General features: G+C 37.7%; 18 protein-coding genes and 1 riboswitch. Of the genes, 7 read left to right on the top strand and 11 right to left on the bottom strand.

Annotated features, from left to right (window positions below; translation table 11 throughout):
* The first annotated feature begins 1 nt into the window (after position 1).
* The 3 genes from queC to queE are packed head-to-tail and all read left to right on the top strand — an operon-like array spanning position 2 to position 1,855.
* On the top strand, positions 2 to 664 hold the full coding sequence (gene queC, locus JFV29_RS21840; RefSeq protein WP_056521783.1) for a 7-cyano-7-deazaguanine synthase QueC: 663 nt from the start codon (positions 2 to 4) through the stop codon (positions 662 to 664).
* The gene (gene queD / locus JFV29_RS21835) at positions 664 to 1,134 is read left to right on the top strand and encodes a 6-carboxytetrahydropterin synthase QueD (protein ID WP_053347411.1); all 471 of its coding nucleotides are present in this window, start codon (positions 664 to 666) and stop codon (positions 1,132 to 1,134) included. Before queC ends, queD begins: the two co-directional genes overlap by 1 nt.
* Positions 1,127 to 1,855, top strand: coding sequence for a 7-carboxy-7-deazaguanine synthase QueE (queE, locus tag JFV29_RS21830; protein ID WP_201188000.1), 729 nt, complete (start codon positions 1,127 to 1,129; stop codon positions 1,853 to 1,855). The genes queD and queE overlap by 8 nt, the downstream gene beginning before the upstream one ends.
* A gap of 80 nt (positions 1,856 to 1,935) precedes the next feature.
* Here queE and JFV29_RS21825 read toward each other — a convergent pair whose 3' ends face one another.
* Both JFV29_RS21825 and JFV29_RS21820 read right to left on the bottom strand, forming a co-directional pair.
* The gene (locus JFV29_RS21825) at positions 1,936 to 2,283 is read right to left on the bottom strand and encodes a DUF4260 domain-containing protein (protein ID WP_201186326.1); all 348 of its coding nucleotides are present in this window, start codon (positions 2,281 to 2,283) and stop codon (positions 1,936 to 1,938) included.
* A gap of 51 nt (positions 2,284 to 2,334) precedes the next feature.
* On the bottom strand, positions 2,335 to 2,904 hold the full coding sequence (locus JFV29_RS21820; protein ID WP_201186324.1) for a TetR/AcrR family transcriptional regulator: 570 nt from the start codon (positions 2,902 to 2,904) through the stop codon (positions 2,335 to 2,337).
* A 261-nt stretch (positions 2,905 to 3,165) separates the two neighbouring features.
* Positions 3,166 to 3,208, top strand: a riboswitch (PreQ1 riboswitch).
* Between the two features lie 51 nt (positions 3,209 to 3,259).
* On the opposite strand from JFV29_RS21820, the gene JFV29_RS21815 reads away from it, so the two are divergent.
* Together JFV29_RS21815 and JFV29_RS21810 are read left to right on the top strand one after the other, a co-directional pair.
* Positions 3,260 to 3,802 (top strand): VUT family protein, encoded by a 543-nt coding sequence (locus JFV29_RS21815; RefSeq protein ID WP_053347407.1) that lies wholly within the window; start codon positions 3,260 to 3,262, stop codon positions 3,800 to 3,802.
* A 22-nt stretch (positions 3,803 to 3,824) separates the two neighbouring features.
* Complete coding sequence (locus JFV29_RS21810; protein WP_201186322.1) at positions 3,825 to 3,980, top strand: hypothetical protein; 156 nt, start codon at positions 3,825 to 3,827, stop codon at positions 3,978 to 3,980.
* 389 nt (positions 3,981 to 4,369) lie between these two features.
* On the opposite strand, the gene JFV29_RS21805 is transcribed toward JFV29_RS21810, so the two are convergent.
* The 3 genes from JFV29_RS21805 to JFV29_RS21795 are packed head-to-tail and all read right to left on the bottom strand — an operon-like array spanning position 4,370 to position 6,618.
* Complete coding sequence (locus JFV29_RS21805; protein ID WP_201186320.1) at positions 4,370 to 5,401, bottom strand: hypothetical protein; 1,032 nt, start codon at positions 5,399 to 5,401, stop codon at positions 4,370 to 4,372.
* Positions 5,402 to 5,413: 12 nt separating this feature from the next.
* Positions 5,414 to 6,277 (bottom strand): permease prefix domain 1-containing protein, encoded by an 864-nt coding sequence (locus tag JFV29_RS21800; protein ID WP_201186318.1) that lies wholly within the window; start codon positions 6,275 to 6,277, stop codon positions 5,414 to 5,416.
* Entirely contained in the window at positions 6,277 to 6,618 is a 342-nt protein-coding gene (locus tag JFV29_RS21795; RefSeq protein ID WP_242486929.1) for a PadR family transcriptional regulator, read from the bottom strand. The genes JFV29_RS21800 and JFV29_RS21795 overlap by 1 nt, the downstream gene beginning before the upstream one ends.
* A 287-nt stretch (positions 6,619 to 6,905) precedes the next feature.
* Between JFV29_RS21795 and JFV29_RS21790 the strand changes: the two genes are divergently transcribed.
* Positions 6,906 to 7,646 carry an alpha/beta hydrolase gene (locus JFV29_RS21790; protein ID WP_053347403.1) on the top strand — a complete coding sequence of 247 codons (741 nt, stop codon included), beginning with the start codon at positions 6,906 to 6,908 and terminating at the stop codon, positions 7,644 to 7,646.
* A 178-nt stretch (positions 7,647 to 7,824) separates the two neighbouring features.
* Here the strand turns inward: JFV29_RS21790 and JFV29_RS21785 are convergent, their stop codons facing one another.
* The 6 genes from JFV29_RS21785 to JFV29_RS21760 form a co-directional block, all read right to left on the bottom strand.
* Positions 7,825 to 8,529, bottom strand: a complete 705-nt coding sequence (locus tag JFV29_RS21785; protein WP_053347402.1) for a DUF421 domain-containing protein — start codon at positions 8,527 to 8,529, stop codon at positions 7,825 to 7,827.
* Between the two features lie 175 nt (positions 8,530 to 8,704).
* Complete coding sequence (locus JFV29_RS21780) at positions 8,705 to 8,875, bottom strand: anti-repressor SinI family protein (protein WP_201186317.1); 171 nt, start codon at positions 8,873 to 8,875, stop codon at positions 8,705 to 8,707.
* A 57-nt stretch (positions 8,876 to 8,932) separates the two neighbouring features.
* Positions 8,933 to 9,529: a TetR/AcrR family transcriptional regulator gene (locus JFV29_RS21775; protein ID WP_201186316.1), complete on the bottom strand. Its 597-nt coding sequence runs from the start codon at positions 9,527 to 9,529 to the stop codon at positions 8,933 to 8,935.
* Positions 9,530 to 9,752: 223 nt separating this feature from the next.
* Positions 9,753 to 10,901, bottom strand: coding sequence for a CAP domain-containing protein (locus JFV29_RS21770; RefSeq protein WP_342366579.1), 1,149 nt, complete (start codon positions 10,899 to 10,901; stop codon positions 9,753 to 9,755).
* A 47-nt stretch (positions 10,902 to 10,948) separates the two neighbouring features.
* Entirely contained in the window at positions 10,949 to 11,248 is a 300-nt protein-coding gene (locus tag JFV29_RS21765; RefSeq protein WP_201186314.1) for a hypothetical protein, read from the bottom strand.
* A 328-nt stretch (positions 11,249 to 11,576) separates the two neighbouring features.
* A complete protein-coding gene (locus tag JFV29_RS21760; protein ID WP_053347398.1) occupies positions 11,577 to 11,939 on the bottom strand; it encodes a winged helix-turn-helix transcriptional regulator in 363 nt (120 codons plus the stop codon).
* Between the two features lie 179 nt (positions 11,940 to 12,118).
* Here JFV29_RS21760 and JFV29_RS21755 point away from each other — a divergent pair, with 179 nt between their 5' ends.
* On the top strand, positions 12,119 to 13,348 hold the full coding sequence (locus JFV29_RS21755; protein WP_201186313.1) for an MFS transporter: 1,230 nt from the start codon (positions 12,119 to 12,121) through the stop codon (positions 13,346 to 13,348).
* The last annotated feature ends 41 nt before the right edge of the window (positions 13,349 to 13,389 follow it).

Raw genomic sequence — 13,389 nt, 5'->3', positions numbered from 1 at the left:
GATGAAGAAGGAAAAGGCAGTGGTTGTGTTTAGCGGGGGACAGGATAGTACGACGTGTTTGTTCTGGGCAATGGAGCGATTTGAGAAAGTAGAAGCGGTTACGTTTGATTATAATCAGCGGCACAGCTTGGAAATCGAATGCGCGCAAAAGATTGCTAAGGAACTGGGCATTACCCATCATATTCTGGATATGTCGCTGTTGAACCAACTAGCGCCGAATGCGTTAACGCGAAGTGATATCGCAGTAGAGGACGGAGAAGACGGGGAACTGCCGTCAACGTTTGTACCAGGGCGGAATTTGCTGTTCCTTTCGTTTGCCGGTGTATTGGCAAGCCAAATTGGGGCTAAGCATATTGTCACTGGTGTCTGCGAGACGGATTTCAGCGGATATCCAGACTGTCGCGATGTATTCATTAAATCGTTGAACGTGACCTTGAATTTGTCGATGGACCAGTCATTTGTGATTGATACGCCGCTTATGTGGCTGAATAAAGAGGAAACATGGGAGCTTGCGGATCAGCTTGGCGCATTTGATTTCGTCCGTGAGAAGACTCTGACTTGTTATAACGGGATTATATCCGACGGCTGTGGTGAGTGTCCGGCATGTAAGCTTCGGAAAAAAGGGTTGGATGACTATGTAAGCAGACGGCAGGTGCTTAAATAATGTACGGTTTTACTATCGTGGATAAGCTTCAAAAAATAGATAAAGATATTCAGCGGAATCAATTAAACTACTCAAGTAAGCGGGTCATGGTCAGCAAGGAATTCACCTTTGATGCCGCGCACCATCTTCATGACTATGAAGGCAAATGCAAGAACTTGCATGGCCACACGTATAGGGTCATTTTCGGATTGAGCGGATATACGGATTCACGCGGTTTGATGATAGATTTTGGTGACATCAAAGAAATTTGGAAAAATGAGATTGAAATACACCTTGATCATCGTTATTTGAATGAAACATTGCCGCTCATGAATACAACAGCTGAAAATATGGTTGTCTGGATTTATGAAAAAATGGCCGAAGCCCTTTTAACCAAGAATTATGAGGGTGCTAGAGTCGAATTTGTTCGTCTATATGAAACTCCGACGAGTTATGCTGAAGCTAGACGGGAGTGGATGGAAAGTGAGTAAGCTGCCTGTTATGGAAATCTTCGGCCCGACAATACAAGGGGAGGGCATGGTCATCGGACAAAAGACCATGTTTGTTCGGACGGCAGGATGCGATTATTCTTGTGCCTGGTGTGATTCCGCGTTTACTTGGGACGGGACTGGTAAGGAAGATACAGTTCAAATGACTGCCGAAGATATATGGGATGAGCTGAAGCGAATTGGCGGTGAGGGCTTTTCCTTCGTTACAATATCAGGTGGAAATCCAGCACTGCTGAAAAATCTAGATGGCTTGATAGCAATTTTAAAAGATAATGGAATGAAAACCGGCGTGGAAACACAGGGAAGCCGTTGGCAGGATTGGTTTCTCGATATTGATGAACTGACTATTTCACCTAAGCCACCGAGTTCTAGGATGAACACGGACTTTGAGGTGCTTGATCGAATAATATCTAATCTTGCCAATCGACATCCCGATAATCATGTCTCGTTGAAGGTTGTAATCTTTGATGATGAAGATTATCAGTATGCGAAAAACGTACATTTCCGGTACCCGGATATTCCTTTTTATTTGCAGGTTGGCAATGATGACAGCAGGACGGCTAATGATCAGCAGCTGATTAGCGGACTTTTGAAAAAATATGAAGAGCTAATTGATAAAGTAATAGCTGATGATGAACTTAGAAATGTGAAAGTGCTGCCGCAGCTGCATACGTATATATGGGGAAATAAGCGGGGAGTGTAAAGGAAGAGAGTAAGAAGCAGTGTGATGCGCAAGATCAATCACACTGCTTTTTTATGCGGACAATAAACTAAATACCACTATTATACCTCCTGAATGTGTGTAGCCTTGAAAGCCGTTGTGTATTTAAGGCCATATCCTAAAAAACGATCCATTCCAATATGAGCCGTCCAAATTAAACCTACCATTAAAATTGTATCCTGGTTTAGAGAAACAGCTAGTAAAATGATGAGTATTGATATTGTATAAGTATGAAACAAGTTATAAACCTTGGCACCAATTTGATTATTGATTAGATAGGCTAACATAGAAATGTCAGGTGTTAATAGTAATAAAAGGAAAATCAACCAGCTAAATTCATTTATTGAATAGATATAAATTATCGCTATAAGAACTATAAGCCCTTCAGAATGTATTAATTTTTTCACCATATTTAAGCCTCCTAATCTTTATTAACCATTGGTCAATGTATGTGCAAAAAATTATACAATACTCTTCATAATATTTTTAACGTGAAAATTAGCTAAGCTTTTTACATCTTGATATGAAAGTTGTGTATTAATATAAAATGTTATAAAGCCGTGGAGCGAAAGGAAAATAGACCATATTGATGCAGGGTTTAGTTTATTTTCTGTAAGGTCAGTCAGAGAACTGATTAGTTTTTCATATGTTTTATTAGAATCAAGTTGAAGTAAATGTTGAATTTCTTTTTCTTTAGATAAAAACATGATTGCATAATGATTTTGCTGGGTTAACCCAAACTCTATAAAGCATAGTAATATCTTCTCTATTTTTTGAGAAGCATTATTTTCAGTTAGGATGATATCATCTATTTTATTATTCAATAGAGAAAAATCCGTTTTTACCAAACTATAAAATATTTCGGCCTTATTTTTAAAATGATAATAAATGGCGCCATGACTACAATCTAATGTTTTAGCTAATTGCCGCATTGAAACTTTTGAATACCCAACGGATGCAAAAAGTTTCCGGGCTTCATTCAATACCATTTCCTTAGATAATTCTATTCCTTCTGATTTCCTTGGCGACATAGTATCACCTCCATATTTATTGACCAGTGGTTAATAACATCATATAGCATTGTTTTTCAATTGTCAAATATTAGAATAAAATGATTTGACAGGAGCTGCTCCAATCCACATATGTAGTAACAAAATTCGAAACATCAGCCATAAGTCTAATTATTAATAAAGTATTTACTGAATTCGTTTTAGAAATAGGTAATGTGGAAACTTCTTGATTTCCATTCGTTTTCAAGCTACGATAAATTAGGAAAAAGATAATCCGCTCATGCGGAAGAGGTTCTAGCTACCCTCTCAAAAAAACTAAGAAGAACAGTACTCTTTCTTAGGGTGCTGTTTTTTTTGTATAAGGAGAATGTAAGAAATGTTAAGAATTATATTGTATTTAGTGTCCATTGTCACCGCGAATGTGGTTACAGCAGCTTTTGCACCATTACAGCTTGGTGTGTTTATTATTCCGATGGGGACATTACTAATCGGGGGAACCTTCATCTTTCGGGATCTAGTTCAGAATAAATTTGGCAGAGTGAAGACGTATGTGTGCATTGTCACGGCACTAATATTATCAGCGTGCGTATCATTTTTATTAGGAGATACCCTTTTAATTGTGTTTGCTTCCGCACTATCGTTCGTGGTGGCAGAAACAGCTGATACTGAAATTTATACCCGGTTAAAACTTCCGATGAGTTGGAGAGTATTTTACAGCGGGATTGTCGGAGGATTTTTCGATTCGGTGATATTTGTTGTGATTGGACTTAGCCCACTTGGTGCCAACGTTCTGCCATGGGAAGCCGTACCCGCTGCGATTTTTGGCCAAATCATTGTTAAAACAGTCATTCAGTCAATCGGTGCCGCGCTGTTGGGCCGAATCAATGTAAGACTGGAGAAGCGCGTTATCTCCGGTTAAAATAGTAGGAGGGAAGCACTCAATGGATGGACCCAAAAAGGAAGAAGATAGATGCTATTGCCTGGAAGCTTTTCGTGAAAAATATGGTCCGGATGTCCAAGGAGACTGTATGAAGCTATCCTGCGCCAATTATCGGAAGCATAAGGGAATAGACAATCAAGATAAACGTAAACATTAATATAAATAGGAAACGATCTGTATAAGTAGAGAAGGAAGGACCAAATTTGGTTCTTTTTTTTTGTGTGAATTATAGGTTCGCGAGTAAATCGTGAAAATTCACGAGTAAATCGTGAAAACTCACGAGTAAATCGTGATAATTCACGAGTAAATCAGCCAAACTTACGAGTAAATCGTGATAATTCACGAGTAAACCAGAAACTTACAAGTAAATCGTGAAAACTTACGAGTAAATCAGCCAAACTCACGAGTAAATCGTGAAAATTCACGAGTAAATCAGAAATTCACGAGTAAATCGTGAAAACTCACGAGTAAATTAGCCAAATTCACGAGTAACCCCATAAAAAAAGCTTCTGGCACCGTCAATAATTGGTGTCGGAAGCCTTTTTATTAATTAGGTAACAAAATTTCTTCCGGGTTGTCTCCATCAATCCCCACTTTATATAGGTGATACTGTGGATCGCTTTTGCCGAATTTCTTATCTACCATAAAATAGACCGTTTTTGAATCGCTGCTGATGACTGGGCGATCTGTGTATTCTTGAAGATGGGTCAGCTGCTTTTCGGTCTTGGTTTTGAGGTCATAGCTATAAAGCTCATAAATATAGGTACTACCTGATTGCTCGTTGGAGATGGACTGGAAAATCATCGTTTTTTCATCCGGGGTAATTGTGAAATCAAAAATATCGACATCACGTTTAGAGTCTGTGACGGTTTCGATACCTGTTTGGTCAAATTTCACTTTGAAAATCCGTTGATGCGTTTCGAAAATCTCATCAGCCGTTTTAGCATCCGCATCATCATCGGTTTGATAATAAGCGGCTTTTCCATCTGTGGTGACATTTAGGGAACTAAGACCATATTTCTTAAAAGAGGTCAGCTGGGTGGACTCCTTTTTTTCTATATCAAATTCATAAATATCGAGATCGTGAGGGCGGGGACCCGTGATCGGCGAATAGTTTTTAAACGAACCGGCTCCAATATAAAAGAGAGAGCGGCCGCTTTTTGTGAAATCGAGTTCTGTGATCAGGAAGTCTGCTTTGAATAATTCACTGATTTTCTGTGATTTCATATCAAGAAGCTGAATGGAACTAGTTGAATCTTCTTCTTGGTTTTTTTTAGCTACAATAAAGGCAAGCATATTTCCATCGTAGGAATAAGTCGGGTCGAGGATTTGTTCATCGTTGCTCAATTCAAGGACTTTTTCTTCAACGGATAATGTTGGATTATAGAGTTTTAATTGTGGTTTTCCCTTAAAGTGTGTGACGTATGCAATTGTACCCTGAGTGGATACGTCGTATTGATTGGTTAAGCCCTGCTGCTTTTCATTTTCTTCTTTTTTAAAGATCAAGCCGGCGATGACAAACAAGACAGTCACAATCGCAAGCGTGATCAGAATGAGATAGATGTGCTTCTTTTTCATTTGAAGGACTCCTTAACGGTAGAGTATCATCATCGTAAAAATAATTGCTAGAACAAGTAATACCTGTAGAACAGCACATATATTTGATGCCGTAGGATGCTTTTTTAACAGTTTAATCTGTAGGATATATAACGAAATCCATAAGACAGTCGGGATGAAAAATAATAGCATAAACGGCTGGACTTCACTTGAGAAGATTAAAAAAGCATATAAGAAAAATAAGGTAACTGACAAAATCAAGATGCCGAGTGTAATATTGGAAATGTGCAAAAGTTTTACTTTTTTTAAATTCTTTCCACTATATCCTGGAAGAACCAAGGCTGTTTTGTAAATGAGGTAGAGGGATAGTAGGAGAATCGCTGCCATAATCAGGCTGAATAAAGGAAATAATGTAAAGTCAAGGGCGGACGCAATTCCCCATCCATATATATAGACAAGGGCATGGGTCACTAACACGGTGTTGACCATGATTTTCCGGTTGATAGAGACTAGGAGGTTAAGTGTAAGTGAGAGTAAAGTTGCACTAGTCAGTATCGAAAAAAGAAGCCAACCCATGTAAGCATCTCCTTCTTGGAATAGTTGCAGCGCATACACCGAAAACGTAAAAAGAATTGAAACGATGGATAAAGTCAGCATAAGCTCTTTTCGGTATGGAAAAATGGCCTGCTGAATTTGACTGCCGATTTCCCATTCGTCGCCAAAAAGGATTAATGCCATTTTCTCGGCTTCTTTTGGGGTCTTCCCCTGCTTTATTAAATCATCCCGGCTCAACTCCAGATGGAGAAGCAGTTCTTCAAACATATCTTCTTTTTCTTCCTTGGTACAATCGGTTTGGTTGACTATTTTTTTTACATACCTTTCAAATGTTGTTTTCATCAGAAATCCTCTGCGCTTTTCCGAACTAAATTTTCAAGGAAGGTAAAGCTGCTGCGTTTACGTTCAAGCTCGGTTTGGCCGCTGTCTGTGATACGATAATATTTCCTGCGTCCGGACTCGGACTCTTTCCAATACCCTTCTATAAATTCCTTTCTTTCTAAACGCTTAAGAGCCGGATATAGGGTGCCTTCACTGATTTCGTATTGCCCCTCGCTCATTTGCCTTAGAATCTTCGTCATTTCATAGCCATACAGCTCTTTTTGTGAAAGAAGTGAAAGCAGGAGGAGGTCAATACTTCCCTTCATCAATTCTTTATCCAAAAAATCACCTTCTTTTTTCATTTGCTTTAGTGTAATACGATGTACATCGTATTACAAGGTATATTTTACTTTTTTAAAAAAAATGGTTAAATGACGATTGCTAAATAAAATCAATCATAGTAAAATGTGCTTCTGAACGGATGAGTTGTAAAGAGTGTGGTAAGGATACTATATACTTGATTTAACTGTTTTAATGAAAATACGGAATAGGATAGAAGAAATCCCACTCAAGGGGTATTAATTGATTTTTTTTTAAAAATCATTTAGATTCTATTTATCAACAAGAGCAGAAAGAAGGTCCTAGATAGATGAAAGTGAAAGCACCTGAGTCATTCACATACAGAGGTGGAAATAGAGCTGTTCTTTTACTTCACGGGTTTACCGGAAGTACAGGAGATATGAAAAAATTAGGGAAATACCTGAATGATCGCGACTATACCTGTCACGGGCCTCTTTATAGAGGGCACGGAGTATCAGCCGAGGAACTTGCTAAAACAGGTCCAAAGGAATGGTGGAAAGACGTAGTGGATGGTTATCAATTCCTTAAAGATGAAGGCTACGAGGAAATTGCTGTTGTAGGAATTTCTTTAGGAGGAGTGTTCTCATTAAAAGTAGGAATTGAACTTCCTGTGATAGGGGTGGTTTCAATGTGTGCTCCGACGCAAGGAAAAAGTATCGATCGACAAAAAAACCGCTTGCTCAATTATGCACAGGCTTATAAGAAGTTTGAAGGCAAAGATGCAGACCAAATTGCTGCCGAAGTGAAGCTGTTGGAAGAAGAGCCTATGACTCAACTGAAAGATGTGGTGAATATAATAAATGAAACTGGTGAAAATTTAGATTTAATCACATCACCAACTCTTGTTCTACAAGGGCGCTTGGATGATCCCGACTATACGAACAGTGCTACAGCGATTTTCAGTGAAGTCGATACGCAGCATAAACACTTGATATGGTACGAAAACTCTGGCCATATAATCACATTAGGCAAAGAACGTGAGCAGGTTTATGAGGATGTGTATAAGTTCTTAAATACACTACTTTGGTAGAAGCAGAGGGAAGTTTTCTCTATGTATAAACAGGGGTAATCTTGTCCTAAGAAGGCCACCAATTTGATGGCCTTTAACATTCAGGGTATAAAACTACTCTCTTCCTTAAGTAAAAGTAAATCGTATTAAATAGAGGCATAGCTAAGAGGACTTACTTTATATGGTTTAGCTTCAAAATCTATTTGTATAAAAAGATTTTCACTGTATCGTTATTATCAATGGTTGCTAATAAAATATCATATACGTCCTCACTGTATGCAGTTTTTATTCGGTTTTTAAGCCATTCTTCGTCTTTACCAATGCGGGTTAATTCACTAAAATCAATTTTTCCCTCTTTAATAATCGTTCTAGGAAAAGAAAAGGTTTTTGTTACTAGTTCTAAATCGGCAGGGGTTACGGCTTCATATTGAGGGTTTAAAAAAAATGAAATTGTACCATCTGGTTCCCATAATGCAAGCGCAACTTTTTGAATATCTTCAATTTTTTCTTTTCTTAATTCAGATAATAAAAAATCGATAGAGATTCTTGCTTTGGCTAAGCTTTTATAAACAATTTGCCCATTTTCTATAAGGGGAAAAGGAGAGTTTTCAAAAAAACTTCGAAGTTTTCCCCACTTTAGGCTCAAAAAAACGCAAAAAATATATAAAAGTACTAATACGGCTGTCGTTATCAATGGTCCCTTTAAACCTAACTGTTCATCAGATAAAGGATGGGCAAGGATGTTTCCAATAATTAATGCTATTAAAAAATCAAGTAATCTTAACTGAGAAATAGCTCGTTGCCCCATTATTTTAGCTGCAAATAGTAAAAAGAAGTAAGACACAATGGCCCTTAAGATCCACTGAATTATAGTAAGTGCTTCTTGGCCGTGAAAAAAGTCCATCTAAACTCACATCCTTTTTTTAATGGGGTTTAAGGTTTAGTATGGAGCTTTTGACCAATGATTATCACAAGAAAATAATATAGATGAAGTACAAATTAATTAGATTTTCAGATAAAAGAAGGACTTCCATATGGAGTCCATCTTTTATTCGCTTTGAAATTATTATTCCTACAAACTAATCTTCCATTTGCGGCTGTAAATCTGTTTCGAAAGCATTATTCATTTGATGCTGTCTAATAAATTTTCTGACCTGTTCTTTTGTTATTCCGCTTTGTTTCGCTTCAATGATAAGTGCAATCCACATTCTTTCGAGCGGTTCCTGCTGCGATTGCTTTATAGAATTCATAATAATACTCCCTATCAACTATATTTTAAATAATAGTTAGAAAAGTAAAATGAATTATTAGGTCTTAACTAACAATCTGTCCAACAAAAGGTGTACAATTTCATTCGCTAATATTTCAGGCTGAATGTTTTCTTCAAAAATTTGAGTTATGGTTAAACGTTCAATAATTCCGACCAAGCTTTCAGCTATAATCAACATGTTAGCATCTGGATGGAAATAGCCATTTTGTTGTTCATAAATCAGGTTTTCTTTTATTTGTGCAGCTAACTGCTTCTTTATTTCTTCAGCCTCTTGAGAGAGAAAAAAACCAATTCGAGTTAAACTTTGATTTTCAGCAAAGAAACGAAATATCGCGGCTAATCCTTGGGTGATTTTGAGGGGAATAGCGTTTAAATCAAGCCCAGTTTCAAGCCGGCTCTGTATAGTAAGATTAAATAATTCATATCGGAATTTCTTAACTAACTCCTTAAAAATGGCCTCTTTACTTTCAAAATACAGATAAAAAGTAGGCTGACTTAAATTTGCTCTATGAACGATTGTACTAACTTTTGTTTCAAAATAACCCTTCCGAGCAAACTCATCTGCCGCGATGAAGAGTAGTAAAGCTCGACTCTGTTCACCGTTGGCACCCTTTTTTCTACCTCTTTTAATCATAAATCCGTTACCCCAAAGTTTAATTTGTCATTATATTACTCTTAAGTATTATCTTATAGTGTTAAAGTTCCAGTCAAGAAAAATAAACTGAATATTATAAAAATAAAAAAACAACTATAAAGTAAAGAAGATAACTCTAGGACGGTGTTGAGATTCTTTTAAAATCAGGAGGATAGAATCAAAAAAAGCCGTGCGGGATTTCTCCAGAAACGGCTTTTTGATATTACTTCGTTAAATAATTTTCTGTATAATACGGTTTTGCATTATCTTCAAAGGCGACGCCGACTCCGAGAGATTCAAAATCTTTTTGTAATTTATTTTCCCTGTGTCCGATGGAGTTCATTAACCCTTCATGAGCAAAGATACTGCTGTTCTGACCGGCTGCGAGGTTTTCCCCAGCCATTCGAAAAGTGATTTTGTCATCTTCCATTCGGTCAAAGGGGGATTCTCCTTCAAGGTTATTATGGTTGAAGTAATGATTCACTGCCATATCGGCACTGTGATCCTGAGCGGTCACTTTCACTTGATTATCCCAAGAAAGGACCGAGAGATCATGGTTAACCCTTGATGCATTAGTCAGGTCAAATAGTTGATATTCAAAGCCGTTCTTTAACTCCGGACTGGCTTCTGCAAAATAGGCACTCTTTTGTTTTTCCAATTTTGCGTCGATAATTTGGATTGATGTAACTGTATTTTTCTCATGTTTGTCATAGAAGATAGTCACATAGCTCTTATCCATTTCAAACATATCGTATTCGCCATCGCTTCGAATCTGGTAATAGACGTTTCCTTTAAGGAGTTTTGTTACAGGATCTCCTAATTTTTCAGTCACTGCTTCTTTAGGCGTGCCGCGTTTAATTCCTTGTTTTGAGGAGATTAAATCTTGGTTCGTATATAATCCAACAACTTTATCGTCAGTATCGTAGGCAACCATGAAGAAATTTTGATAATTTTCGTGATAAGCGAACCAGTCTACGCCATATTCATTCCGGGTTTGCCGCTTTGCTACACCAGCCAGTTTTTCAACAGCAGCCTTAGTGTCGCCAATTTCGATATTACGGACTGAAAAGGAGGCCTCAGCGGGAGCTTCCAATGTTGGTTTTTTCACTTGTTCCGTTTCAGGTTGTTCTTCTTTAGAAGCGTTATCCAACGTTTCTGTTAGCTCGCCTATCAGGTAGTTGACTCCGGTATTCAGCTTGTCCAGGGCAGTCGAAACCTCTGGTCCGTTTATAAGGGAGCGAACATCGGATGCAAAGGATCTAACCCCGGCCTTAAACCCAGACTCCTGAATGTCATTACCATAACCGTACCAAAATCCACCGAGTAGGAGTAAGAGAACAACAATATTAAACAGTTTCCGCAAATCGTTCACTCCTGCTCTATTTGAAATTCAGGAACTATTCTCCTGTTTATTGTTGGTTAAATAGATAAGCTTAAAAGGGGTGGTGAAACTAACAATAAGAGTGAACACAGGATCAGTGACAGTGAGACCTTTTTGGGCAGCTTTTCTCTCCCATTTCCAGTGTACCATCCACTGAACTGCAACTTGTTTCTATACCAAACAAATAATAAAATAAGTATCGCAATAGAACCTAGCCAGCCATACTGATCCATGTTAACGCCTATGCTTGTATATATGGCGATTAGTACGGTGGAAATAATCGCTCCGCCTAATCCTAATATTAATAAAATACGTATCAACTCTAAAATGACCCTCATATTTCCTCCATAAGTTTATTTAAGACTTTTAATTGATTTGGTTTTTATACGATCATGCTATTATACCAAAAGAAAAAGAACTAATAAAAGCATGTTATGCAATCTCATGACCATGGAAAAATGGCAATCCAGTGTGTTGCAAAGTTTGATTGATTCGATATGGGAATATGGAATATGCTGATTCAATCTAGAGTGGCTTTATTTATTTGATCAAGAGGTAACTCATTTACTTGGCACTCATTTTTCCCTAACCAAAAACGAAATCCCTCTATAGTGGATTTCGTTTTTGGTGTTTTTAGATTCTTAATTTTAATTTAAGTGAATTACTTTAATCATTTAATATACTTTCCTCAAGAACGGCAAACTTATCCCCATATACTTTGGTTATATGATTTTCTCCCCACGTACATAGCGCGGTTAAAATACTTTCTAAACTCTGTCCATATTCACTAAGTTCATATTCAACTTTGGGCGGAACTTGGTTGTAAACGATCCGATTGATCACTCCGTCTTTTTCTAACTCACGTAATTGTTGGGTCAACATTTTTTGCGTAATGTTTGGCATGAGACGTTTTAATTCGCTTGTACGTTTTTTACCATGTGTTAGATGGCAAAGAATCACACATTTCCATTTTCCACCTAGTACCTCCAGTGTAGCTTCGACTGAAATATTGTACTTCTTTTTCTGCATAATTTTTTAACTCTCCTTACTTTATAGGCACTTAAAGGTGCCTATAACACTTTAAAGTACGTACTGTTTTTTATTTCTATTATAAATCATAATAACATTTGTCGACAGATTATCACTGTACATTTTATTGCTATAAGCAATTTCATGATAGAACAAATCAATTAGAAGGAGAAGATAATATGATTATAGATAAAAAAAGAAGTACGTTGGCATTACTGGCTTTAGCAATCAGTGCCTTTGCAATTGGAACAACAGAGTTTATTAGTGTGGGACTGTTACCACTAATTTCAAAAGATCTACACATTACAGTGACAACTGCCGGATTAACAGTTTCCTTATATGCTTTAGGTGTAATGTTCGGAGCACCTATTCTGACATCTCTAACATCTAATATGTCTCGCAAATCTTTATTACTCTGGATTATGATAGTGTTTATTGCTGGAAATACACTTGCGGCTAGTGCTACTGGCATCGGGGTATTACTGACAGCCCGTGTCATCTCTGCCTTAGCTCATGGTGTTTTCATGTCAATAGGTGCTACGATTGCAGCAGATTTAGTACCTGAAAATCGCAGAGCGAGTGCGATTGCCATTATGTTTACAGGGCTAACGGTAGCGACTGTGACAGGTGTTCCTTTTGGAACTTTTATAGGGCAACATTTTGGTTGGAGATTTGCTTTTATTATTATTGTGGCAATCGGCATAATTGCTTTCCTTGGGAACAGCATCCTTGTTCCGTCTGATTTACAAAAAGCTACTCGCACCACGTTCCGTGATCAAATCAAATTAGTAACAAATGGCCGCTTATTGCTTGTATTCATTATTACAGCATTAGGATATGGAGGTACATTCGTTGTCTTTACTTATTTATCTCCCTTGCTACAGCAGGTGACAGGATTTAAAGAAGGAACAGTTGCCGTAATTTTGCTAGTATATGGAGTGGCCATTGCTATAGGGAACACAATTGGCGGAAAGCTAGCTAATCGCAATCCTATTAATGCCCTATTCTATATGTTTCTTATACAGGCTATTGTACTTGTGATTTTATCTTTCACGGCTCCGTTTAAGGTAGCTGGATTAATTACTATTATTTTAATGGGGTTATTTGCCTTCATGAATGTGCCAGGACTTCAAGTCTATGTTGTGACGTTAGCTGAGCGTTTTGTCCCGAGTGCAGTTGACGTGGCGTCTGCTATCAATATTGCTGCATTTAATGCAGGAATTGCTATTGGTGCCTACTTAGGTGGAATCATTACGGATTCTATCGGGCTCATCCATACAGCTTGGATAGGTGGAGTGATGGTGTTTGTAGCCGTAATATTAACAGGTTGGAGTCGAGCTCTCGAAAGTAAAGATAGAAAGCGGGAAGGAATGAAAGAAGGGAATAGTAAGAAAGGTGAAGCGTGTTAGGGTAAGAAACTTATTAATAATTTCCACGGTCAAATAATATG

Origin of the sequence: Peribacillus sp. TH16 (assembly GCF_016651095.1) — a bacterium.
GTDB classification, from domain to species: domain Bacteria; phylum Bacillota; class Bacilli; order Bacillales; family DSM-1321; genus Peribacillus; species Peribacillus butanolivorans.
Note: the sequence above shows the minus strand (reverse complement) of the source record. Positions and strands in the feature narration are given on the sequence as shown.